Raw genomic sequence first — 22,336 nt, 5'->3', positions numbered from 1 at the left:
AGGGGCGGCGAAGACTCAGGTGCCGGGCGTTGCCTCGGGGGTGCCGTGCAGATGCGACCAGTCCCCGGTGACGAGGTAGACGACCTGGCGTGACACGGCGACGGCGTGGTCGGCGAACCGCTCGTAGTAGCGCGACAGCAAGGTGATGTCGACTGCCACATCGGTGGGCTGGGACCAGGTGGGGGAAGCCAGCATCGTGAACACCTGGCGGTGCAGACGATCCATGTCGTCGTCTTCGTCGGACAGCGCCAGAGCCGCATCGACATCCTTGGCCGCGATGATGGAGCCGGCTTGCTGCACCAGACGGCTCGCAATCTGACCCATCTCCACAATGACGGCGCGGGCTTCCGGTGGGACGGCGCTGGCGGGATAGCGCAACCGGGTGATCTTGGCGATGTGCTGTGCCAGGTCGCCCATACGTTCCAGGCTGGAGCCCATGTGCAAGGCCGTGACGACGATGCGCAGGTCGGTAGCCACCGGTTGCTGGCGGGCGAGGACGTCGACACCCAATTCATCGAGTTCGGCCCGCAAGTCATCGATTCGCTGATCGGCGGCGATGACACTCTCCGCAAGGCTCAGATCGGCGTCCAACAGCGAAGTCGTCGCCCTGGTCATTGCCGAACCGGCGAGGCGGCTCATCTCGACGAGCTGATCGGAGATTCGATCAAGGTCCTCGTGGAAGGCGTCGCGCATGATGTCCTTTTCGTCTGGGGGTAGGCGGGTGGTGACCACCGGCGGGTTGTCATACACCCGCAAGCGCACGCTGTCAGCCTTCGATGAACGAGGTGCCGCGTTGAAGTGAACACTCGGGGATCCCGAGGGTCATGCCTTGCCTCGATGACGTGACCAGCGGCTTCTGCGTACGCTAGCCGACGTGGACCCCATCATCCTCCTCGTCGTCGGCCTCGTCTCGGCCCTCAGCGGCGCGTCGGTGGGTGCTTTGGTGGCTCGCAGGGGCGCCGGCGTCGCTTCCCGAACCTCTGTCGCGCCCGAGGCAGACGAATTCGAGGTCTCCGCCGAGTCGGTGGCCATCCTGGCGGCGCTGCGCTCCGGCGCCGTGGTCCTGGGCCCCAACGACAAGGTCCTCAGCGCCAGCCCGTCCTCGCGCGCGCTGGGATTCGTACGCGACGACGAAGTGGTTCACGCGCCTCTGCTGGATATGGCTCGCGAGGTTCGTCGGGACAACGTCGTGCGTGAGGACGAGATCGACGTCATGCGCGGCCCCATCGGCTCCGGCAGCATCACGGTCGGTTTGCGGGCCGCTCCGCTGGCCCCCGGTCGGGTGCTTCTGCTCATTGAGGACCGCACCCAGGCCAAACGGGTCGAGGCGGTGCGTCGGGACTTCGTCGCCAACGTCAGCCACGAACTCAAGACACCGGTCGGGGGCATCTCGCTGCTGGCGGAGGCGGTGCTGGACGCGAATGAGGACCCGGAAGCTGTTGCCCGCTTCGCGCGCCGGATCAAGATCGAGAGCACTCGGCTGACCCATCTGGTGCAGGAAATCGTCGACCTGTCACGCCTGCAGGCCGCGGAGTCGCTGAGCGACCCGGCCGTGGTGGACATCGACGAAGTGGTCCAGGACGCAGTGGACCAGATGCTCTTGCTGGCAGAGGCGAAGCGGATGAGTTTCCGGGTCTCGGTTCAAGACGGCCTGGCCGTGTACGGCGATGCCTCGATGCTCGTGACCGCGATCGGGAATCTGTTGTCCAACGCCATCGCCTACTCCCAAGAACACACCCGGGTCACCGTGGCCGCCCGAGCCGTCGACGACGTCGTCGAGATTTCGGTTGCCGATCAGGGACGAGGTATCTCCCCCAGCGATCAGGAGCGGGTCTTCGAACGCTTCTACCGCGTGGACACCGCTCGCTCCAGGTCCACCGGCGGCACCGGCCTGGGTCTAGCCATCGTCAAACACATCTGTAGCAACCACGGCGGTGAGGTCAAATTGTGGAGTCGAGAAGGCCACGGTTCCACGTTCACGATCCGGTTGCCGAGTGTCGGACGGCGCCAAAACCCGCTTGACCCGCCCACCGAGTCAGTCTGAGGAGAGGTTCGAACATGACGCGCATCCTGGTCGTGGAGGACGAAGAGTCGTTCTCCGACCCGCTGTCGTACTTGCTGAAGAAAGAGGGCTACGACGTAGCAGTGGCCGAAACGGGCCCGGCGGCGCTTGAGGAGTTCGACCGCGCAGGCGCCGACCTCGTGCTTTTGGATCTCATGCTGCCTGGTCTGTCCGGTGTGGACGTGTGCCGGATGCTGCGGCAGCGCTCCTCGGTGCCGATCATCATGCTCACCGCCAAGGACAGTGAGATCGACAAGGTCGTCGGGTTGGAGATCGGAGCCGACGACTATGTGACAAAACCGTATTCCTCGCGCGAGTTGTTAGCGCGAATCAAGGCGGTGCTTCGTCGACTGAGCGAGCCTGAGGACCTGCTGCCCTCCACTTTGGAATCCGGGCCGGTGCGAATGGATGTGGAGCGTCACGTCGTCAGCGTGAACGGGCGCCACACCCCGCTGCCGCTGAAAGAGTTCGAGCTGTTGGAGATGCTGCTGCGCAATGCCGGTCGGGTACTGACCCGCATGCAATTGATCGACCGGGTCTGGGGTAGCGACTATGTCGGTGACACCAAGACGCTTGACGTCCACGTGAAACGGCTGCGGGCAAAGATCGAGCCCGACCCGGCGCGGCCGCAGTTCATCGTCACGGTGCGCGGTCTGGGCTATAAATTCGAAGCCCCGTGAGTCGCAGCTAAGAGCCCGAACGACGGACGGCTACGAGCCCGCAAGGGGCCGTAGCCGTCCGTCGTTGCGCAGCAGCCTCGGCTGTGCCTGAGGGGACCGATCAGGGGGCCGTGGTCTGCGCCGGCTCCGGGATGGCGGGGTTGGTCTCACCGCTGGCGCTCGGCGCCGGGGTCTGCTCGGGCGCCGTCGTCGAGGAATCCGAGGACTGCGTGATGCTCATCGTCGGGCTGGGCGAGGCCGAGCCGCCGACATAGCCCGAGTAGTAACCCTTCGGCGGGACCACCGGCACGCGCACGATGCTGCTGCCGGCGCCGGCGGTGCTGACAGTGAGTTCGATCAGAGAGCCGGGCTCGACCGGGATGGCCGGCAGCGTGGTGCGCTGGCCGCCGTCGGCTTCACTGATCTGCTTGGCCTCACCGGCAGGGATGCTCATGGTCACCGGGGAGCCGCTGGTGCCGTCTCCGATCTGGAAGGAGACCTCTACAGGTTGCGCGGCGCTGTTGACGCCCAGCCCGACCAGAGTGCCATCGGCGCCCTTCTTGTCCGCGACCACCAGGATGTTGTTCACCTGGACGTCGCCCACCTTGGTGGATGTTCCATCGGCGGGTTCGTACATGTGCTCTGTCTGCAGTGGTGAGGTCCACTGGCAGCCCGCGAGGGCTAGAGCAGCGATAGAGGCGGAGGCGGCGGCGAAAAAACGACGCCGCCCACGCGGTGGGGCGGACATCATCGCGGCGGGAGGCATAGGTCGTTTCACGCCGATCAGCGTACCGGGCCGGGTCGCCAGATTGGCGGCTGCGGGCCGACATCCGGCGTGGCCCGGCTCAGGGACGGCGGCAATCTGACTCGCGGGACCTCATTTTGGGTCGTCGTGGACCGTTACGGAAACTGTGCGGCTAGAAGACGGACGTCCGCCTGTCAACCCCTTCTCACCGGGGGTTTTGGCAACCGCGAGCCCCTGACCAGCACAAACGGCGCGGCGCGGCTTCCAAGGGGGCCTTCGACGTGGTAACCTGGAAGTCGCGAAAGGGGAATACGAACATATGGTCTTCAATGTCGGAGAAACGGTCGTGTACCCGCATCACGGTGCGGCACTCATCGAGCAAATCAAGAAGCGCACCATCAAGGGTGAGGAAAAGCTGTACCTCGTCCTCAAGGTCGCCCAAGGCGACCTCACCATCGAAGTGCCAGCCGATAACTGCGACCTCGTGGGCGTCCGCGATGTCGTTGGCCAGGAGGGACTAGACCGGGTCTTCCAGGTTTTGCGCGCCCCGCATGCGGAGGAGCCGACCAACTGGTCTCGTCGCTTCAAGGCCAACCTCGAAAAGCTCGCCTCCGGCGATGTCATCAAGGTGGCAGAGGTCGTGCGTGACCTGTGGCGGCGTGAGCGCGACCGCGGCCTGTCCGCCGGTGAGAAGCGCATGCTGGCCAAGGCGCGTCAGATCCTGGTCTCGGAGTTGGCGCTCGCCGAGAAGACCGATGAGGTCAAGGCCTCGACCATGCTGGATGAGGTGCTCGCCTCCTGAGCGTTGCCGTTGTCGTCGTCGCAGCCGGCAGCGGAGCCAGGCTCGGCGCAGACCGTCCGAAGGCCTTCGTCGAAATGGCCGGCCGCACACTACTGGGCTGGTCGTTGGAGCAAATTCTCGCGTCCGCGGCGGTGACTCATATCGTCGTCGTCGCGCCGGCATCTCACATCGTTCACGCCCGTGATGTGCTTGATGCCGCAGTGATGCAGCAGCAACCCCTTACCGGTGAGCAACTGCGAACGCATGTTGTCCCCGGCGGTGCCGACCGGCGCGCCTCAGTGGCCGCCGGTCTTTCCGTGCTCGATGAGCGCGACGGAATCGTACTGGTCCACGATGCGGCCCGCGCCCTAGCTCCGCCGGCGCTGTTCGACCGGGTCGTGGACGGGCTCCGTTCCGGGTTTGGGGCAGTCATTCCGGCGCTCCCTGTGGTGGACACCATCAAGCGCGTGGACGCTGCCGAAATCGTGGTGGAAACCCCCGATCGCGAGCAGCTACGTGCTGTTCAGACGCCGCAGGGCTTCGTGCGGGAGGTGCTTACGCACGCCCACGATGAAGTTCTGGACGAGGCGGTAACCGATGACGCGGGCTTGGTGGAGCGCTCGGGTACCCCGATCCACGTTGTGCCCGGCGACGCCTGGGCCATGAAGATCACGACGCAGGATGACCTGGGCTATCTGGCCTGGCGCCTGCAACAGCTTTAGGAGAACCCGATGGCATCGCCGCACGCTGCGCTTCCCCAGGTGGGCGTCGGAACGGACGTTCACGCCTTCGCCGCGCAGGACTCCGAGCGTCCGTTGTGGGTTGCCGGTCTGCACTGGCCCGGCGAGCGGGGCCTGCAGGGCCACTCCGATGCTGACGTGGTCGCGCATGCAGCCTGCGATGCGTTGTTCTCGGCCGCCGGCATCGGCGACCTTGGCACCCACTTCGGCACGGATCGTCCCCAGTGGGCTGGCGCCTCCGGTTGTATCTTGCTCGCTGAGGCTGCCCGGCTGGTACGCGAGGCCGGTTTTGAGATCGGCAACGTCTCGGTTCAGGTCATCGGCAATCGGCCCAAGATCGGTACGCGGCGCGAGGAGGCGCAGCAGGTGTTGTCCGCCGCCTGTCAGGCGCCCGTGATCCTCAGCGGCACCACGACCGACGGCTTGGGCCTGACCGGCCGCGGCGAAGGGGTTGCGGCAGTGGCCGTAGCACTCGTCATCTCATGTGACTGAAATCACTTTGTAGGTGTTTGGGGTTTTTCAACGCTGGAAAGCTTATGCGTTCTAAGCGACTTCGCAGCCCGGCGCGGTAGACAGTCGGGGACTCCGACCGGCTCGGAATCCCGTTTGCCCGGACAGGTGTTCAAGACGACTGGACGCGATGGTAGGCCTCGGTGCACAGTTCCTAACGGATCGAGGTCACCCGGTGCCGCTCGGCACCAGCTCTGGGGGGAGCGGCCGCATCGCGGCCGGGGGTGACCTGCGTAAACGAGCAGGGGGGACACTATGTCCGAGAGAACGACAGCAGAGCTAGAGCTGGTGACGACGACGGTGCCGCAGGGGTGGCGCCAGACGGGTCGGCCAGGCGAACTGACGTACAGCGGCATCGGCGGTTCACGCCCGCCGCGGGTGAGTGTGCAAGCACAAACCGCCACCGCGCAGCCGATCGAAGAGGTCTCGCTGCAGATCATGAGCGAAGTGCAGGCCGAAGGGCCACAGGCGTTGGTTTTGACCTGCGATGTCTGGCCGCACCCGGTTTGGGGCGTCGGTCGCCTCATCCAGTCGGCTCGGGTGCAGGACGGCCAGACCCTGGCCCACGACCTGTACCTGTTCGTCGCAGGCGAGAAACGCATCACTTTCCACGTCGACTGTCTGCTGGCAGATCTGTTGTCCATCGAGGAAGACGTCGCCGCCATCGTTGCTTCGACCCGCCCTGACGGCGAGGAAAGCCGATGAATGGGGAGGCGATGAACGCTTTGGCCGAACCCGAGGGTTACCTGACCGAATGGGGTGCCGAGGACCTGCGCCCGCTGCAGCGTCGCCCAGACCAGAAGATCGGGGTGTTCCGGCTGCGGGCGGGGGCCGTGCGCCATCTGCTCCAACCCTCCGGTCTGGAGGGGTGGACCGACGAACGTCAGGCTGATCGCGACGAGCTCGCTGCGCGGGGCTGGACTAACGAAGACGGCGAACCGACCGCAAAAGCTGTGGAACTCGATCGTCAACTGCGAGCGCACGGTGATGTGCTCCACCTGAGCGCCGCAGATGCCAGCGGCGTCGTGCAGGGATGGATCCACTGCGGTGCAGATCAGGCGGTGGTCATCGTGGGGCCCACCCAACGACCGAGCAACGTTGCCCAGAACCCCTTCTCGCGCCAGGGCGGGCTACCTGAGCCGCAGGCCGACGTGATGGTCGATGTCGTGAGCTTGGACGCCGTCCCGCTGCTGTTGGCTCGCTGGGGCGGGCTCTCGCCCGCTTGGAGCGATCTCGAACCGCTCACCCTGGTCGATACCGACGTGCTGTCGCGCCGAGTGGCCGACGCCAGCGAGCCGGCCCTGCCTGAGGCAGATGCTGACCTCGCCCGGCTGTGGGAACGCCCGTGGACCTGGTGGTCGGTGGCCACGGCGAGCCGTGAGGTCGATCTGCAGTACATAAACGCCGCCGATTGTGGGCAGTTCATGCCCCGGCGCAATGACGACGGCACCACGGCGCTGATGGCCCGACCGTGCAACTTGGTGTGGGGAGATCTGCAAGTGGTGTGCCGCCGTCTTCCCTCCCGCAGCGACGAGGACTGGTGAGTCTCCTGGGGTGGTGCCGCCGCCTTGTAGGCTGAGGCGGTGAGTCTTCATCTGTATGACACCGCCACCCGTGAACTCCGTGAGTTCGTTCCGCTTGAGCCCGGGCGGGTCGGCCTCTACATCTGTGGGCTCACCACTCAGGGCACGCCCCACATCGGCCATATGCGTTTCGCCGTCGCATTCGACATCCTGCGCAACTGGCTGGAGATCGGGCACGGCTACGACGTGACCCTGGTGCGCAATGTCACTGACATCGACGACAAGATTCTGCGCAAGTCGGCAGAGAACGGTGCGCAGTGGTGGGCTTGGAGCTACACCCACGAGCGCGAGACCACGCAGGCTTTGGAGACGTTGGGGATTCGACCCCCGACGTACGAGCCGCGCGCGACCGGTCATGTTCCCGAGATGCTGGAGCTGATGGATCGTCTTGTGGAACGCGGGCACGCCTACCCGGCACCCGACGACAGCGGCGACGTGTACTTCGACGTGCGTTCGTATCCCGAATACGGCTCGCTGACCCGCCAGTCAATCGATGACATGGAAGCTGCCAGCGACGCCGACCCGCGTGGCAAGCGTGACCCCAGGGACTTCGCGTTGTGGAAGGGGCATAAGGAGGGGGAGCCTGAGACGGCGAGTTGGCCCACCCCCTACGGGCGCGGGCGTCCCGGCTGGCACCTGGAGTGCTCGGCCATGGCGCGCAAGTATCTCGGGGACACCTTCGATATCCACGGTGGTGCTGTTGACCTGCGATTCCCTCACCACGAGAACGAGCAGGCGCAATCTCGAGCAGCGGGATTGGGTTTCGCTCGCTACTGGATGCACAACGCGTGGTTGACGGCCGCGGGCGAGAAGATGAGCAAGTCGCTGGGCAACGGCATGACCATTGCCGAGATCACCCAGGTCGCCCGGCCGCTGGCTGTCCGGTACTACCTGTCGGCATCCCACTACCGCTCTACGATCGAATACCAGTCGACTTCTCTAGCTGAGGCTGAGGCTGCGATCTCGCGGATCGAGGGCTTCTTGACCCGCGCTGCGGGGCAGGTCACGGTGGCCGAGCCTGGCGAGGTCACCGTACCGGCTGCGTTCGCGCAGGCCATGGATGATGACATCAACACCGCCGAGGCGCTGGCTGTCGTGCATGAGTGCGTGCGCGTGGGCAACACCGCCCTGGACGCGGGCGACCTGCAGACCGTGCAGCAGGTTGCCGGGCAGGTTCGTGCGATGACTCGCGTGCTCGGCGTGGACCCACTGGACCCGATGTGGGCCGGCGGCTCACAGGGGGAGGACGGCTATGCCGCCTCCCTGGACGCGCTGATCCAAGCGCGTTTGGATGCTCGTGCCGCCGCGCGTAAGGCACGAGACTTCGCAACCGCGGACGCGATCCGTGACGAACTGACGGCAGCGGGCATCGCTGTCGAGGACACAGCTGCGGGGGCGCGCTGGACGCTTGCCCCTCGTGGCGAGAACGTCGGGAACTGACATGCCGGGAAACAGCCAGCGCCGCGGTGCTACGCGCAAGGGCTCATCGAAGAAGGGCCCATCGGTCGGCAGCGGGGCGCAGCGCCGCCGTGCCCTGGAGGGCCGGGGGCCGACCCCCAAGGCCGAAGACCGCGTCAAACACAAGAAGAACCGGGCCGCGTCGGCGCAGCCCCGCACCCAGGGGCAGGCGCGCCCCCAGGGGCAATCCCGCCCCCAGTCCTCGGCTCCTCGTCGTTCGTCATCACGCTCGCGCAGCGGCACCACCAGCAGTGAGATCGTGGCGGGGCGTAACTCTGTTGTGGAGGCGCTGCGGGCGCAGATCCCCGCGACGACGATGTACATCGCCGGTCGTATCGATGCTGATGATCGAGTTCGCGAAGCGTTGCGGATCGCCACCACCCGCGGCATCCCGGTGCTGGAGACCCCGCGCGGCGAGCTGGATCGCCTCACCGGCGACGCGGTTCACCAGGGATTGGCCATCCAGGTACCGCCGTACGAGTACGCGGACCCGCGCGACCTCATTGACCCGCAGACGCCGGGAATCCCGTTGATTGTCGCCCTCGACGGCATCACCGACCCCCGCAACCTGGGCGCGATCATCCGTTCGGTGGCCGCCTTCGGCGGCCACGGGATTCTGCTGCCGCAGCGCCGCTCGGTCGGCATGACCGCTTCGGCGTGGAAGACGAGCGCAGGTGCTGCAGCGCGGGTGAAGATCGCGCAGGCCTCCAACCTCAACCAGGCGTTGGAGAGCTATCGAAAGGCGGGCTTCTTCGTCATCGGTCTGGATATGGATGGGGACGTCGAACTGCCCGGCCTGGAGCTGGCCGACCAGCCGCTGCTTGTCGTCGTCGGTTCGGAGGGCAAGGGCCTGTCGCGGCTCGTGCGAGAGAACTGCGACCAGATCGTCTCCATCCCGATGGCGGCCGCCGTGGAGTCGTTGAACGCCGGTATCGCCACCGGCGTAACGCTGTATGAGGTGGCACGGCGGCGCGCCGAGCTAGGGCCGCGCCGCTGAGTCCGCGGGGAGCAGGAGAACCGAACACAGCAGTGGAGCGCCGGAAGAATCTTCCGCGCTCCACTGCTGTGTTGGGTGAACCGATGTTGGACGACCTTTCAGTCGTCGAACATGGCGATGACGGGCATCTCGATGGTGTCCACGCCGACGATCGATTTCTCGTCGGGCTTCTCCGGTAGGACGTGGTGCAGATAGTCGGCGAAGGCCCACTGGGTTCGCACGTCGTGTCCGCTGCGTTCCGAGAGGTACCAGCGGTGTTCCAACACCTCGTGGAAGACCTCAGCCGCTTCCAGTTTGGCGCGCATCTCCTCGGGGATGTTGGTTACCACGGGTTCGTACACCCGGGCCATCCACTCGTGCGCCACCATCTCTTCGGTGTCGCCCTCGCGCGCCTCGCTGGCCCGGAAGGCGTCCAGGTCGTTGAGGATGCGTCGGGCTTGGTTCTCTTGTACGTCCAACCCGGTCAGGCGCATCAACCGGCGGCTGTGGTGGCCGGCGTCGACGACCTTGGGCTGGATCTGGATGGTGGCGCCGTCGACATCGGTGCTGATGGCGAGTTCGTCGACATCGAAACCGAGTTGGTTGAGGCGACGCATGCGCTCCTCCACCCGCCACCGGTCGCCCTCCTCGAAGCGCTCCACGCCGGTGAGTTCCTCCCACAGGGCGCGATAACGCTTAATGAGCAGGTTGGAGATTTCGATGGGGTCGGCTTCCTCCTCCAGTACCCCGCCGGCGGCCAGGTCCATCAGTTCCCCGGCGATGTTGACCCGGGCGATATCCAGGTCGTGTTCGCGTTGCCCGTCGCTCAGCCCAGGGTTGAGCTGTCCCGTCTCGGCGTCCACCAGGTAGGCCGCGAACGCTCCGGCATCCCGACGGAACAGCGTGTTCGACAGCGATACGTCGCCCCACCAGAACCCGGCCAGGTGCAGCCGGACCAGCAGCACCGCGAGTGCGTCGAGCAGGCGGGTGGCGGTGTCGGGACGCAACCGCTGGCTGAAGACCGCGCGGTAGGGCAACGAGAACTGCAGGTGACGGGTGAGCAGGCAGGCGTCCAGCGGTTCGCCATCGGGGGTGCTTCGACCGCTGATGACGCCGTACGGCTTGACGCTGGGCATCTCCAAGCGGCGCAAGTTGCGCAGCATCTGATATTCGCGCTGGGCCAGATCCTCGCGAATCTCCTTTACCGCGAGCACCTTGCCCTGGAACTTCACGAACCGCACGACGTGCCGCGAGATACCACGCGGGAACGCCGCCAGATGGTGGTTGTCCCACTCTGCCAACGGCGTCGACCACGGCAGGTCAAGCAGCGCAGGAGAGGGTTTGGAGGTTGTGATCTGCAGCGGCATCCGTCCATCCTCTCAGGCGCCTCGGCCACTTCTGGAAACGGACAACGGACGGTTCGCGGGTGGTCGCGAACCGTCCGTTGTCCGGTGGATCTCAGTCCCCTAGCCGGAGGCCGGTGTCGTGATCGAACAGGTGCACGTGCTGGCTCTTGGGCAGCAAGTAGACCGTTTCACCCTTGTTGGGCGGGGTGCGGCCGTCGACGCGGGCGATGATCGGCGCGGAGTCCGTGGGTGATCCCTGGTAACGGCCGTACACGTAGGCGTCGGCACCCAGCTCCTCCACGACATCGACTTCCACCGGGAGGCCTTCCCCGCTCATGGAGATGTCGATGTCCTCCGGACGCACACCGAGGGTGACGGTCTCACCCGTGCCCGCCAACACCTCACGCGGAACCGGGTGCACAGTGTTGCCGAACTTCACTCCACCCTCGGTCGCGGCGACATCGAAAAGGTTCATCGCGGGGGAGCCGATGAAGCCGGCGATGAAGACATTGTTCGGGTGGTCATACATCCGGCGCGGGGAATCGCACTGCTGCAGCACGCCATCCTTGAGCACGGCCACCCGGTCACCCATGGTCATCGCCTCGACCTGGTCGTGGGTGACGTAGACGGTCGTGATCCCGAGCCGGCGTTGCAACGAAGCGATCTGGGTGCGGGTCTGCACGCGCAGCTTGGCATCCAGGTTGCTCAGCGGTTCGTCCATCAGGAAGACCTTGGGTTCGCGCACGATAGCCCGTCCCATGGCCACCCGCTGCCGCTGGCCGCCGGAGAGTGCCTTGGGCTTGCGCTCCAGAAACGGCTCGAGGTCGAGAATCTTGGCGGCTTCTTCGACCCGACGCCGGATCTCGGCCTTGTCCACGCCGGCGATCTTCAGGGCGAAGCCCATGTTGTCGGCGACGCTCATGTGCGGGTAGAGCGCATAGTTCTGGAAGACCATCGCCACGTCGCGGTCTTTCGGCGACAGATCAGTGACGTCTTTGTTGTCGATGTAGATGCGGCCGCCGTTCACCTCTTCAAGGCCGGCAAGCATCCGCAGACTGGTGGATTTCCCGCAACCCGAGGGTCCGACGAGGACGAGAAACTCGCCGTCCTCGATCTCGATGTTCAGCGAGTCCACGGAGGGGCTGTCATTACCCGGATAGATCCGGGTGGCATTTTCAAATCTGACTGTAGCCATAAGACGTCGTTGTCCTTCCTTCACCGGCAGGAACGTGCCGGACGATCCGTTGTAAAGGTTGTGCGCCGTAGCGCTGCTGCGTCACCGGAGCGGTGACCCAGCACCTCATCATGCACTACCGCGGCCCACACGGGTGCAGCCTTAGGCCTGTTGAGGCTGGCTTTCTGCCCAGAGCGGCACATGATTGCTGGCATTCTCACGCCGCCGCTGCCCAACTGGCTCCGGGCGTCCTGACAGCAGCCCGACCCACGACCAAGACAGGTAGTGGGTGCGAGCATGGATAAGCACGCAACGGCGGTGTGAAAAGAGCGTCCAGGAGGGTGCGGCACAGAAAATCACGGCCGGATCGGCATTCGGGAAACAGCCTCGCTCGGCCTGCGACCCACCACAGGCGCCGGTAGCCCTCAGCGTTGGCAGCGGCTGGCGCGGGCGGCGACGAACAGGCGTAGGCAGGCCAGCACATCCTGTACCTGCTCGACCCGGTACTCGGCGGCGCTATCCCCCGAGCCCACTTTGACGGTGACGTGTCCGTCGCCGGAGGGGAGCATCTCGAAGGCGCGCTCATCGGTCACGTCATCGCCGAAGTACAACACCGGGGCGTCCTCGCATTGCGCCAACCGGGTCAGCGCCAAGCCTTTGCTGGTGTCCACCACGCCGAGCTCTACAACGCTCTTGCCGCGCATCAGATGCACGCCCGGCCGGTCGGCGACTGCCTCAGCATCGGCCAACGCCGCCGCTGCAGCGTCCTCGGGCAGCCCGCGGGTGTGCAACGCCACCGCTGCCGGCTTGTTCTCGATGCGTGCCTGGGGATGGGCTTGCTGAACCTCCTGCAAGGACTGGTTGAGTTCGGCGAGCAGGCTGCGGCGATCCTCATCCAACAATGCCGCGGGGGCCAGATCTGCCCGGCTGCTCTGGGCACCATGACTCCCGATCAGGATGATCGGTCCCTGCTCGGCGACGCCGGAGAGCGTCCGTAGGGTCTCGACGTCGCGGCCGGAGACAAGGGCGACGCACAGCCCCGGAAGCTGCGTCGCATCGTGCAGGGCGTCCATGGCGCCCTCGATGGGGCGGGCGCTCATCGGGTCGAGCACGAAGGGCGCCAGCGTTCCGTCGAAATCTGAGGCCAAGATGACGCGGGGACGTTCGGCGAGTCGGGTGAGGGCGCGGGTCAGGTCGTCGGACAGCACAGGGGCCTCCAGAGGATCTCGATGCGGTGTGGGGCTCGGTGCGTCATGGCCGAAGCTCAGGGCGGGTTGGCCCGCCCTGAGCACTCGGGCTGGTTGCTGTTCAGTCGTCGTCGTCGGGTCGAGCCGGTGCTGCCTCCAAAGAGGCGAGGAAGCGCGCGGCCCAGGACTGCACGTCGTGTTCCCGAACGACCTTGCGCAGCGCCGTCATGCGGCGCCCCTTCTCCTCCTCGGAATCCTGGATGGCGCGGATGATGGTGCGCTTGAGTCCTTGGATGTCGTGCGGGTTGTGCAGGTAGGACTCGCTCAACTCCTGCGCTGCGCCCGTGAACTCCGAGAGCACCAGGGCGCCGCGCTCGTCGTGGCGGCAGGTGACGTACTCCTTGGCGACGAGGTTCATCCCATCGCGCAGCGGCGTGACGAGCATGACATCGGCCGCTTGATACATGGCCGCCATCTCAGCCCGGTCGAAGGACTGGTGCAGGTACTGCACCGCCGAGGCGCCGACGGTCGAATAGTCACCGTTGATCTGCCCGACGGTCCCTTCGATCTCTTCCTTGAGGTGCTTGTAGGCCTCCACGCGCTCGCGGCTGGGCACCGCTACCTGGATGAGCGCAACATCTGGCGGGGCGATGTCGCCCTGGGCCAACAGTTCGCCGTACGCCTTGAGCCGGTGGCGGATGCCCTTGGTGTAGTCGAGGCGGTCCACCCCCAGCATGAGCACCCGCGGGTCGCCCAGCGATTCGCGGATCTCCCGGGCCCGCTCCTGCACTTGCGGGCTGCGAGCCAGGGCGTCGAGGTTCTCGAAGTCGACCGAGATCGGCAGCCCGCTGGCACGCACCACGCGACGCCCCGAGGGTCCGTCCACGATGACGGTGTCGTTCTTCGTTTTCAGCCCGGTGAGCTGGCGTGCGGCCCGCAAGAAGTTCCAGGCGTCGTCCTCACGCTGGAAGCCCAGATAGTCGGCGCCGGTGAGGCCTTCGATGATGCGGTCGCGCCAGGGTAGCTGCGCGAACAGCTCCACCGGGGGGAATGGGATGTGGTTGAACCAACCGATTCGCACGTCGGGTCGTAATTCGCGCAGCAACGCCGGCACCAGCTGCAACTGGTAGTCGTGCACCCACACGATGGCGCCCTGGGCGGCTACTTTGGCCAGTTCTTCGGCGAAACGCTGGTTGACCCGCTCGTAGGCAACCCACCAGCGGCGGTGAAACGTAGCCGGCACGATCACGTCGTGATAAATGGGCCACAGCGTGTCGTTGGAGAAGCCCTCGTAGTAGTCGCGGATCTCCTCGGCCGACAATCCCACCGGGTGCAGGTGCATCCCCGAGTCGTCGAAGGGTTCACCCGCTTCACCTGCTTCGCCGGTCCAGCCGACCCAGGCACCGTCTCGTCCCCGCATCACAGAATCCATCGCGGTGACCAGGCCGCCGGGGCTGCGCTTCCATTCGATCTGCCCGTCGGGTCCTTCGGTTCGGTCGACGGGGAGTCGGTTTGCGGCGATGACGAAATCGAACGTCTCGTCGGCCTCTGACATGTGCCTTCATCTCCTACATGACGATCGGGCGTCAATGCCCCAGGTTTGTACTCATCCTAGGACGGCCCCGCGCACACCCGACGCGCGGCGGGCAGGCGAGGCGTCCAGGCGAGGTTCAGGAATCGCTCGGATGTCGCGCTTACAGTGCAGATGAGACGTGGAAACCCACAGCCGGGAAGGGGCGGGAATCGTGACGACCAGTCCGATCGAAACGGGCCCGCCCATGGGCCGGCTCGGGCCCTACCGTCTGGTCGAGAAGCTCGGCGAGGGCGGGATGGGAGTCGTCTATTGCGGCCTCGACGAGCGTGGTCGCGGGTTCGCGGTGAAGGTGCTGCGCGAGCACATCGCCCACGATCCGCAGGCTCGCGCGCGCCTCGAACGCGAGGTCAACGCTCTCAAGCGGGTCGATCATCCGCGGGTGGCTCCCTTCATCGGTGCTGATGTCCAGGGTCCGCGGCCCTACCTGGTCACTCGGCTGGTGCCAGGACCGCCGCTGGACGTCTGGATCGAGCGTCACGGCCCGCTGCGCGGCCCCGCATTGCGCGGTGCGGCAGTCGACCTGTTGCAGGCGCTGAACGCGATCCACGCCGTCGGTGTGGTGCACCGCGACCTGAAACCGGGCAACGTCCTGATGCCCGAGGGGCGACCGGTCGTGATCGACTTCGGCATCGCGCACGCCGGAGATGAGGTGCGCCTGACTTCCACCGGCTTCGTGATGGGAACCCCGGGCTATATCGCGCCGGAACTGCTCGACGGGGGCTCCGCCACCACCGCGACAGACTGGTGGGGCTTCGGCGCCACGCTGGCGTTCATGGCCACCGGCCGGGCGCCCTTCGGTCGAGGACCCACCGAGGCCGTTCTGGACCGGGTGCGGCGCGGCCAAGTCGACCTCGGCGGTGTCGATACAGACATGGCTGAACTGTTGCTGCAGGCGCTGGACCCCACACCGGGCGCCCGGCCTACCGCCGCTCAGATCGAAGCTGCTCTCAGCAGGCTCGCCGCGACTGCGGCCGCGGCCGAGACATCCGCCAGCGGGGCGACCGCCACAGCGGGGGCAACAACACAGGTTGTGCCGCAGCGCCCCTCGGGAGTGTTGGCCGCAGTCACCGCGCGGATTCCGGTCGTGCGCCGCAGCCAACGTCCTGGCACGCAAGTGCCGCCACCCTCGAAGAACGGCACCGGAGGCCAGCCGAGCACCGTGAGCGACCCCGGCCCGGCGACAATGGTGCACCCGCTCATCGCCACCCGCTCGATGCCGGTGGCGGCGCCCGCGCCTACCCAGAGCGCGCCGCGATATGCCGGATTCACCGCGCCGCGGGCTCCAGAAAGCGGGTACAGCTCCGCCGCGGGCGGCTATCCGCCGGCGAACGTCTATCCCGGTTCGGCGCCGGGCGCGCCCGCCCACCCCGGCTCGCCGCAGGGTCCCCTGCCCTATGCCGCTGCGGCGCCCAGCCCGCCACCGGCCGTTGCGCCCCCGGCGTACCCGCCGGCACGCTCCGGCACGCTGGCCGCTATCGGGCTGTTGTTCGTGGTCGGCGCGGCTATCGCCCCGGCGCTGGTCGCTGTGCTGGCCCTGACCTGGTCGGTGGCGGCCCGTTTCACCAAGCGATGTAGCGACAGCCTGTGGACGCGGCGGATGGAGCGGGGGCCGCGCCGTCGCGATGTGGCCAGCGTGGCCGCGTTGTCGCCGTTCTTCGTTCTCGGGGCGGTGTTCCATGCAGCCTTCGCGGCCCTGCTGCCGTCACTGGTTGCGGTCTCGGCCTATTACGGTGTGGCCACCGTGTTGGCCGGTGCCGCGGGTGGGTCGGTGAGGCATGCCGGTGCGTTCTTGGCGGCCGCGGCCGCGGCGCTGGTCGTCGCCTGGTGGGGTCCGGGCGGTGGTGCACTGCGACGTGGCTCCCGCAGCATGGCGCGCGCGTTGACGCCGGGAAGGTACGGCGTGGCGGTGATCGTGGGCCTGGCGTTACTCGGCGCAGCAGTTATGGGTCTCATAACACAGTCCAGCGGCTACCTCCCCACGCTTTGGCCTGTCTCAGAAGGCTACTCGTGGGGTGAATTGCTCCCGAGCGTCGATTTCCGCTTCTGATGGGCCTACCTGCGCCGACGCGCCCTCCCAGACATCGCAAAAATGAGATCCGGACGTTCAATATGTGTCCTTGGTCACACCAGTATCTGCGGTGTGTTTCCGGGCCCGGGATCTCTGACGTGGGCGGATATCGAGATACCGGCCACCAGAGCGTGACCTGTTCGTTGTCGAAACGTGACTGATCCTTTGCCCTACCCGGCGCGCTGCCCTAGAGTCCAGTGCGTTCGGCCGGCAGGAAACCGCACAGGGGCCTGTCCTTGGGGGCCTGACATACAACTGCACAACCATCCATCACATGCGTGCCTCAGCGCCCAACTTCGTCGGGGGGCACCACGCCGGTACACCGGGCAGACGAAGGTGGGGGACCCAGCGACGAGGCGTAAGCCTCGTCACGGTCGTCGCGAGACGGCCTTGGGGTGAAGTCACTATCAGTGACCGGGCACCTGACGCCCGAACCCGACAGCTAACCCCACAGGCGCCGTCAGGAGAGGATTACTATCCCTATGCACTACACCGCCAAGCACCGCGCTGCCCAGACGAGCCGTAAGGGGAGCCGTACGCTCGGCGCCGCCATTCTCGGTGGGGCGACCATCATCGGTGGGCTTGCCACCGCACCCATGTCTGCTGAGGCTGCCTCGAGCAACGTGTGGGACCGCGTCGCCGCCTGCGAAAGCGGCGGCAACTGGGGTATCGCGACCGGCAACGGCTACTACGGCGGCTTGCAGTTCTCCGCCAGCAGCTGGCGTGCAGCGGGGGGAACCCGTTACGCGAGCCTTCCGCACCGCGCGAGCCGCGCCCAGCAGATCGCTGCCGCGCAGAACCTGCTTCGCATGCAGGGCCCGGGCGCATGGCCCGTGTGCTCGCGTAAGGCTGGCCTGAACCGTTCCAACGGTCTCTCGTCCGGTGGCGGCGCTGCCGCTTCGCGTGGGCATGCCCGCAAGGCCGTGTCGAAGTCGCACTCCAACCGGTACCGCAACTCCGGCTTGTCCGTGAGCAGCGTGAAGAAGCTGCAGCGCAAGGTCGGCGCCCGCGTCGACGGCATCGTCGGCCCGGAGACCGTGCGCAAGACCGAGCGCGCCCTGGGCTTCACGCCTTCGGGTAAGCGTCAGCTCCTCGGTAGCACCTACCGCGGCGCACTTCGGATCATCCGCTGAGGCTGACACCTCAAACGTCCCGACGGCCCGGTTCCTTCAATGGAGCCGGGCCTTCGGCCTGTCCGGGCGCGTCGGCGACGGCGCTCGCCCCGGTTACAATTACCGATGCGAGGGTGCCGCAAGCACGCTCGCGCCGCTGGAGTGGCGCAATCGGTAGCGCACCTGTCTTGTAAACAGGTGGTTGAGGGTTCGAGTCCCTTCTCCAGCTCCGCTACGGGCGAACAACCAAACAACCAAGCAACCTCAACAGCGTCCCGCTCCGAATCCGGACCGGGACGCTGTTGGCGTTCCAGGGCGCGGGGGTTGCTGCGCCGTCGTTGCGGTGCTGGTGATCACTTCGGTGCCCTCCCTCGGCGGGTCACCTTGGTCTCCTCCACCAAAAGGTCACTGCATCGTGGCGCTGGTCGTCTGGGCTCGCGCAGGTCCTCAGCGCACCGGTAGCGGACATGGGCTTGGCACGACAGACGTAAGAAGCGTCACCCCCGTCAGTTAGGCGTGCGGAAATGCCAGCCGATGCGCGCTGAAACTCTTCGCGAGGCGGGATGTGTACATGACTGCTTGCGCTGCGACCGCCTTAGGGGGACTTATTAGTTCGTTAGTTGGGGGAACCACCAAGACCAGGGGACAACGTTATGTGCGATACCACACCATCAAATCCGGCGCCGTGCAGGAAGGTCTGAACATCTGACGGCGTCCGACGCCGATGGCGCAAGCGTGGGCTGCGCCTTCGATGACGACGCACTCGACGCCATTTGCGTCGAGCACTTCGGACACCACGACGAAGTGCCACGTGGATGGCCTACCGCAACCTCAACCGTTGTGCTTCCGGCTCAGCGTCGATGAGGCTCCGTTCGTGAAGTCCGTTTCAGCCGTAGCGCTCTCGGTGCTTGACCCGTTCGTGGCCGTGGGGGCCGTCTGCGGGGCCTACCGGGCGCTCGAGGCGGACCTCCGAACCGGGGCTAGGCGTGCTGTGGGGGTACCCAACGGTATTGGCGAAGGCGGCAACGCCTCCCGAGTGGCACAGGTCGTACCCCCGGGCAAGCGGCACGTCAGGCTGCTGAGCTCAAAAAACCCACGGAGACGGCCCCACTCGGACGCCTTGCACAACCCACCATCAGTCAGTCTTAGCAACGGGAGTCACCCATCATGATCCGCACCTTGGCAACAGCCGCAGCGTTCACTTTGCTCGCTTCCGGCGCCACCTCTGCCCAGGCGGTAGCGCTGTCCTCCGCGGGGGTCGCAACCCGCTCGCCCTCATCCGCGCCGGTCCCGACATTCGACGATCAGTGCGGGACCGAGAACGACACCTTCACACTGCCCACTCCGCACGCGGGCGGTACGTGGTACCAGGGTGATGACCCGATCGAGGCGGGCACCTACCCGGGATCCGGGACCGTGACCGTCTCGTACAACTACTACCAGGGCGGAGGCTCCAAGAGCGTCACCCCGGATCCGCACGAGAACCAATACGGCGAGCAGGAATACACCTTCACGTTCACCGACGAGAAGTGCGAAACACCCGAGCCCACGCCCACTCCGACGCCTACACCCGAACCGAACAAGTGGGACACCTACCGTATGCAGTTCCGCAAGGTGGACGAAGGTGGCAACCTGATCCGGGGCACCATGGCCACAGGTGCGCAGTTCGATGGCGAGTCGTGCACTCGGTCCAAGCAGAGCCTCGGATGGTCATGCCAGTCCCTGGCCGAATACGGCTGGATGGCCAGTGATGTGGCGCTGCAGGGCTTCACGGATCGGTTCGCAACGGACGTCCCCCTGATGAGCGCCACAACCCCCGGACCCATCGCTCACTGCATCCGCATCTGGGAGTCTCAGGCGCCCAAGGGGTACGTGCAGGACACCTCCAAAGCCGCCGTCTGCCAGACCGGTAACGGTTGGGTCGTGCCGGACAACGACATGGGTCTCGGGTGGGAGTTGACGGCAGGAAGCTGGGATGTCGCCAACACGCGCACCGACGAGAACGGCGGCAGTACGGTACTAACCCTGGTCAACAAGAAGGAAAACGCGCCGACGCCGACGCCGACGCCCACTACGCCAACGCCGACGCCTACTCCCACCACACCGGTTCCGGCGCCCACACCGACCTCGCCGGCAACTCCGGTGCCCACGCCTACGCCGACCACGCCGGCGCCGGTGCCTACGCCGACACCGACCGCGCCGGCCACTCCGGCTCCGACACCGACAGCGCCGGCTCCTACACCCACGCCGACGCCCACGTCGCCGGTTACACCAGCTCCGACGCCTACACCGACCCGGCCCGCCACTTCGACCCCGAGCCCCGGCCCCGTCAAGCCTGGGGCCAAGGTAACGACTCGCCTGGTCCAGATCGACACCTACCGGGTGACCTCCGCCGCCGAGAAACGTCGGGTCTTGGCGTACAAGAAGGACCGCCGCCTGCACTACCGGGAAGACCGAGAGCAGTGGAAGGACTCGACCTGGGTCATCGCGCGCCAAACCCTCGTGAACGGCAAGGTCACCAAAACCGTCGTCCTGAAGAAGGGCAACAACGGGGCCAAGGCTCGCGGCACCAAGATCCACATGACCTGGGTGCTGCACTCCAAGGCCTCCGTCAACGCCCCGTGGGGTTCGCGCAAGAACCTCGCCCAGATCTACGTGGGCTGAGAGTGTGATCCTCTCCCGTTGTGGCAGCGACCCGCTGCCACAACGGGAGTCAGCCGGCAGCCCCCCTCGCCTCATCATGAGGTGGGGGGTCCCGGCTAAGCAGCTGTCTTCGTGCGGACCGGTCTGTGGCGAGGGAAGCGCAAGCTAGGCGATTACCCCACCGACTCGGTTCTCCCTGACGACCTTGGCGTCGCCGCAGAGATGCCGGGGTGACGCTCTCCGGCGTGTATCTCGCGCAGTGTTCGGACCTTGCCTGAGAGTGTGATCTACATCATGCTCAAGCGCATGGACTCACGACGCGGATTTCTCGACACCGCCGATGCCGTAGCGGAACTCGTCGCGCGGGTGCGGCCTGACCAACTCGACGGCCCAGGCCTGGGGTCGTGGGACCTGCGCGGCCTGATCGGGCACACCAGCCGCGCCATGAGCACCGTCATCACCTACCTGAAGATGCCTGCCACCTCCGTGACATGTACGGACGCGCTTGGCTACTACATCTGGGTCGCCGACTCCCCGGGTGCCGACGACAAGATCGCCCAACGCGGAGTAGAGGCAGGTGCCGCGCTGGGTGCTGACGTCGCCGGTGCGTTCAGCGGGTTGGCCCGCCAGGTGCGCGGGGTCCTGGACCGGGTACCGGTCGGCGCCGATCCAGTCGTTTCTACCCTGGCCGGCGGGATGCTGCTCTCGCAGTACATCCCCACCCGCACCTTCGAACTCATCGTGCACGGCTACGACATCGCTGCTGCGGCCGGGATCGAATTCGCGCCGCATCCAGAGGTGGTCGCCGACACGGTGGCGCTCGCGGCCCGGATCGGCGTGGCCCTCGGGCACGGCCCCGCGCTCGTGCCGGTGCTGGCCGGGCGGGGGAGCTGGAACGAGAAGGAGGTGTTCACCCGCGCCTGAGCGCATCGGCGCCCGCAACCCCGTTCTGGCGGCGAGCAGCTTCGATGTGGCCAAATGTGCTCAGGTTGTTCGGGGTTAGGCCGTACGGGAGGGCATGAGCTCGCCCCGCCAGGACATCGCTGAGGCCGAGGCCCGGATGCGGGTCACCTTCGGCACGCGCACCGCCATCAAGAACCTGCACGAGATCATTGCCGACGATGAGACCGTGCAAGAACTCTGCGCCTGCCTCTACGCGGGCGGCGACGGGCTGCTCGTACTCACCGACAAGCGCATCATCGGTGTCCGTGATGACTACTCCAAGTATCACGTTCGCGAGCACGCGCTACCGGGGGCGAGCAAACTCGATTACGACCCGGTGGTCCATGACGGCTTCGCCATCACCACCCTCACCGGGCGGCTCGTGGTGCGCAAGATGAACGTGGAAGACTCGGGCCGTCTCGTCGCGCGGCTGCGAGCGCTGGTTCCCGCGCTGGCGTTGGAGGTGACGCGCCCCGGCGCGCACGGGCACCGGGTGACCGTGCGTACCCAAGCCGGTCAGGTAGACGCCGCGCAGGCACAAAGCAACGCCGCCGTCGCGGCAGTGGCTGCAGTGGAGCCCCCGGTGGCAGGCAGTGGGCCAGGCTCTGTCGATCCAACGCAGGCCGCCGCGGACAAGGGGGTACTCATGGGGGTGCTCGCCGACCTGCACGCCAAGGGTCTGCTCAGCGACGCTGAACTCGCCGCCAAGCTGGCGCAGGTCGCGGCCCAGGGCTGAGCCAGCGACTGCACCTGCAG

The 22,336-nt window shown here is 66.4% G+C and carries 20 protein-coding genes, 1 tRNA gene and 1 riboswitch; of the genes, 15 read left to right on the top strand and 6 right to left on the bottom strand.

The features are described 5' to 3' along the window. Window positions 1-15: 15 nt before the first annotated feature. Window positions 16-693 carry a phosphate signaling complex protein PhoU gene (phoU, locus tag G9V96_RS06635; RefSeq protein ID WP_168583879.1) on the bottom strand — a complete coding sequence of 226 codons (678 nt, stop codon included), beginning with the start codon at window positions 691-693 and terminating at the stop codon, window positions 16-18. Between the two features lie 181 nt (window positions 694-874). On the opposite strand from phoU, the gene G9V96_RS06630 reads away from it, so the two are divergent. Beyond that, a complete protein-coding gene (locus G9V96_RS06630; protein WP_226913550.1) occupies window positions 875-2,044 on the top strand; it encodes a sensor histidine kinase in 1,170 nt (389 codons plus the stop codon). Between the two features lie 14 nt (window positions 2,045-2,058). Further along, window positions 2,059-2,742, top strand: a complete 684-nt coding sequence (locus tag G9V96_RS06625; protein WP_168582334.1) for a response regulator transcription factor — start codon at window positions 2,059-2,061, stop codon at window positions 2,740-2,742. A 100-nt stretch (window positions 2,743-2,842) separates the two neighbouring features. Here the strand turns inward: G9V96_RS06625 and G9V96_RS06620 are convergent, their stop codons facing one another. After that, window positions 2,843-3,358, bottom strand: a complete 516-nt coding sequence (locus G9V96_RS06620; protein WP_168582333.1) for a hypothetical protein — start codon at window positions 3,356-3,358, stop codon at window positions 2,843-2,845. Between the two features lie 427 nt (window positions 3,359-3,785). Here G9V96_RS06620 and G9V96_RS06615 point away from each other — a divergent pair, with 427 nt between their 5' ends. The 7 genes from G9V96_RS06615 (at window position 3,786) to rlmB (ending at window position 9,535) form a co-directional block, all read left to right on the top strand. Beyond that, complete coding sequence (locus G9V96_RS06615; protein WP_168582332.1) at window positions 3,786-4,268, top strand: CarD family transcriptional regulator; 483 nt, start codon at window positions 3,786-3,788, stop codon at window positions 4,266-4,268. Then, window positions 4,265-4,969 carry a 2-C-methyl-D-erythritol 4-phosphate cytidylyltransferase gene (ispD, locus tag G9V96_RS15110; protein ID WP_168583877.1) on the top strand — a complete coding sequence of 235 codons (705 nt, stop codon included), beginning with the start codon at window positions 4,265-4,267 and terminating at the stop codon, window positions 4,967-4,969. The genes G9V96_RS06615 and ispD overlap by 4 nt, the downstream gene beginning before the upstream one ends. Window positions 4,970-4,978: 9 nt before the next feature. After that, window positions 4,979-5,479, top strand: a complete 501-nt coding sequence (gene ispF, locus G9V96_RS15105; RefSeq protein WP_168582331.1) for a 2-C-methyl-D-erythritol 2,4-cyclodiphosphate synthase — start codon at window positions 4,979-4,981, stop codon at window positions 5,477-5,479. Window positions 5,480-5,752: 273 nt separating this feature from the next. Continuing rightward, the gene (locus G9V96_RS06600; RefSeq protein ID WP_168582330.1) at window positions 5,753-6,202 is read left to right on the top strand and encodes a hypothetical protein; all 450 of its coding nucleotides are present in this window, start codon (window positions 5,753-5,755) and stop codon (window positions 6,200-6,202) included. Next, window positions 6,199-7,041, top strand: a complete 843-nt coding sequence (locus G9V96_RS06595) for a hypothetical protein (RefSeq protein ID WP_168582329.1) — start codon at window positions 6,199-6,201, stop codon at window positions 7,039-7,041. Before G9V96_RS06600 ends, G9V96_RS06595 begins: the two co-directional genes overlap by 4 nt. A 39-nt stretch (window positions 7,042-7,080) precedes the next feature. Beyond that, window positions 7,081-8,520, top strand: coding sequence for a cysteine--tRNA ligase (gene cysS / locus G9V96_RS06590; protein ID WP_168582328.1), 1,440 nt, complete (start codon window positions 7,081-7,083; stop codon window positions 8,518-8,520). Window position 8,521: 1 nt separating this feature from the next. Continuing rightward, window positions 8,522-9,535, top strand: coding sequence for a 23S rRNA (guanosine(2251)-2'-O)-methyltransferase RlmB (gene rlmB / locus G9V96_RS06585; protein WP_168582327.1), 1,014 nt, complete (start codon window positions 8,522-8,524; stop codon window positions 9,533-9,535). 98 nt (window positions 9,536-9,633) lie between these two features. Here rlmB and G9V96_RS06580 read toward each other — a convergent pair whose 3' ends face one another. The 4 genes from G9V96_RS06580 to G9V96_RS06565 form a co-directional block, all read right to left on the bottom strand. After that, window positions 9,634-10,881 carry a DUF4032 domain-containing protein gene (locus tag G9V96_RS06580; protein ID WP_168582326.1) on the bottom strand — a complete coding sequence of 416 codons (1,248 nt, stop codon included), beginning with the start codon at window positions 10,879-10,881 and terminating at the stop codon, window positions 9,634-9,636. Between the two features lie 91 nt (window positions 10,882-10,972). Beyond that, a complete protein-coding gene (locus tag G9V96_RS06575) occupies window positions 10,973-12,055 on the bottom strand; it encodes an ABC transporter ATP-binding protein (RefSeq protein ID WP_168582325.1) in 1,083 nt (360 codons plus the stop codon). Window positions 12,056-12,459: 404 nt separating this feature from the next. Then, entirely contained in the window at window positions 12,460-13,242 is a 783-nt protein-coding gene (otsB, locus tag G9V96_RS06570) for a trehalose-phosphatase (protein ID WP_168582324.1), read from the bottom strand. Between the two features lie 100 nt (window positions 13,243-13,342). Further along, window positions 13,343-14,776, bottom strand: a complete 1,434-nt coding sequence (locus G9V96_RS06565; RefSeq protein WP_168582323.1) for an alpha,alpha-trehalose-phosphate synthase (UDP-forming) — start codon at window positions 14,774-14,776, stop codon at window positions 13,343-13,345. A 190-nt stretch (window positions 14,777-14,966) separates the two neighbouring features. Between G9V96_RS06565 and G9V96_RS06560 the strand changes: the two genes are divergently transcribed. The 6 genes from G9V96_RS06560 to G9V96_RS06535 all read left to right on the top strand — a co-directional run bounded on the left by G9V96_RS06560 (window position 14,967) and on the right by G9V96_RS06535 (window position 22,316). After that, window positions 14,967-16,862 carry a serine/threonine-protein kinase gene (locus G9V96_RS06560; protein ID WP_168582322.1) on the top strand — a complete coding sequence of 632 codons (1,896 nt, stop codon included), beginning with the start codon at window positions 14,967-14,969 and terminating at the stop codon, window positions 16,860-16,862. A 298-nt stretch (window positions 16,863-17,160) separates the two neighbouring features. Beyond that, window positions 17,161-17,357: riboswitch (cyclic di-AMP (ydaO/yuaA leader) on the top strand. Between the two features lie 8 nt (window positions 17,358-17,365). Next, a complete protein-coding gene (locus G9V96_RS15320; RefSeq protein WP_168582321.1) occupies window positions 17,366-18,016 on the top strand; it encodes a transglycosylase family protein in 651 nt (216 codons plus the stop codon). 135 nt (window positions 18,017-18,151) lie between these two features. Beyond that, window positions 18,152-18,224: transfer RNA gene (locus tag G9V96_RS06550), tRNA-Thr, on the top strand. A gap of 938 nt (window positions 18,225-19,162) precedes the next feature. Next, window positions 19,163-20,659, top strand: a complete 1,497-nt coding sequence (locus G9V96_RS14955) for a hypothetical protein (protein WP_210424477.1) — start codon at window positions 19,163-19,165, stop codon at window positions 20,657-20,659. A 285-nt stretch (window positions 20,660-20,944) separates the two neighbouring features. Next, the gene (locus tag G9V96_RS06540) at window positions 20,945-21,562 is read left to right on the top strand and encodes a maleylpyruvate isomerase family mycothiol-dependent enzyme (RefSeq protein WP_168582320.1); all 618 of its coding nucleotides are present in this window, start codon (window positions 20,945-20,947) and stop codon (window positions 21,560-21,562) included. 94 nt (window positions 21,563-21,656) lie between these two features. Beyond that, on the top strand, window positions 21,657-22,316 hold the full coding sequence (locus tag G9V96_RS06535; protein ID WP_168582319.1) for a hypothetical protein: 660 nt from the start codon (window positions 21,657-21,659) through the stop codon (window positions 22,314-22,316). The last annotated feature ends 20 nt before the right edge of the window (window positions 22,317-22,336 follow it).

The organism is Gephyromycinifex aptenodytis, from assembly GCF_012277275.1.
Lineage (GTDB): Bacteria > Actinomycetota > Actinomycetes > Actinomycetales > Dermatophilaceae > Gephyromycinifex > Gephyromycinifex aptenodytis.
The sequence above is the reverse complement of the archived record's forward strand: the minus strand, read 5'-3'. Positions and strand labels throughout refer to the sequence as shown.

Bases quoted from the DNA above. Each gene is read 5' to 3' on its own strand.
- phoU (WP_168583879.1), bottom strand. From the start codon at position 693: ATGCGCGACGCCTTCCACGAGGACCTTGATCGAATCTCCGATCAGCTC.
- G9V96_RS06625 (WP_168582334.1), top strand. From the start codon at position 2,059: ATGACGCGCATCCTGGTCGTGGAGGACGAAGAGTCGTTCTCCGACCCG.
- G9V96_RS06620 (WP_168582333.1), bottom strand. From the start codon at position 3,358: ATGTACGAACCCGCCGATGGAACATCCACCAAGGTGGGCGACGTCCAG.
- G9V96_RS06615 (WP_168582332.1), top strand. From the start codon at position 3,786: ATGGTCTTCAATGTCGGAGAAACGGTCGTGTACCCGCATCACGGTGCG.
- ispF (WP_168582331.1), top strand. From the start codon at position 4,979: ATGGCATCGCCGCACGCTGCGCTTCCCCAGGTGGGCGTCGGAACGGAC.
- G9V96_RS06600 (WP_168582330.1), top strand. From the start codon at position 5,753: ATGTCCGAGAGAACGACAGCAGAGCTAGAGCTGGTGACGACGACGGTG.
- G9V96_RS06595 (WP_168582329.1), top strand. From the start codon at position 6,199: ATGAATGGGGAGGCGATGAACGCTTTGGCCGAACCCGAGGGTTACCTG.
- rlmB (WP_168582327.1), top strand. From the start codon at position 8,522: ATGCCGGGAAACAGCCAGCGCCGCGGTGCTACGCGCAAGGGCTCATCG.
- G9V96_RS06580 (WP_168582326.1), bottom strand. From the start codon at position 10,881: ATGCCGCTGCAGATCACAACCTCCAAACCCTCTCCTGCGCTGCTTGAC.
- G9V96_RS06575 (WP_168582325.1), bottom strand. From the start codon at position 12,055: ATGGCTACAGTCAGATTTGAAAATGCCACCCGGATCTATCCGGGTAAT.
- G9V96_RS06565 (WP_168582323.1), bottom strand. From the start codon at position 14,776: ATGTCAGAGGCCGACGAGACGTTCGATTTCGTCATCGCCGCAAACCGA.
- G9V96_RS15320 (WP_168582321.1), top strand. From the start codon at position 17,366: ATGCACTACACCGCCAAGCACCGCGCTGCCCAGACGAGCCGTAAGGGG.
- G9V96_RS14955 (WP_210424477.1), top strand. From the start codon at position 19,163: ATGATCCGCACCTTGGCAACAGCCGCAGCGTTCACTTTGCTCGCTTCC.
- G9V96_RS06540 (WP_168582320.1), top strand. From the start codon at position 20,945: ATGGACTCACGACGCGGATTTCTCGACACCGCCGATGCCGTAGCGGAA.
- G9V96_RS06535 (WP_168582319.1), top strand. From the start codon at position 21,657: ATGAGCTCGCCCCGCCAGGACATCGCTGAGGCCGAGGCCCGGATGCGG.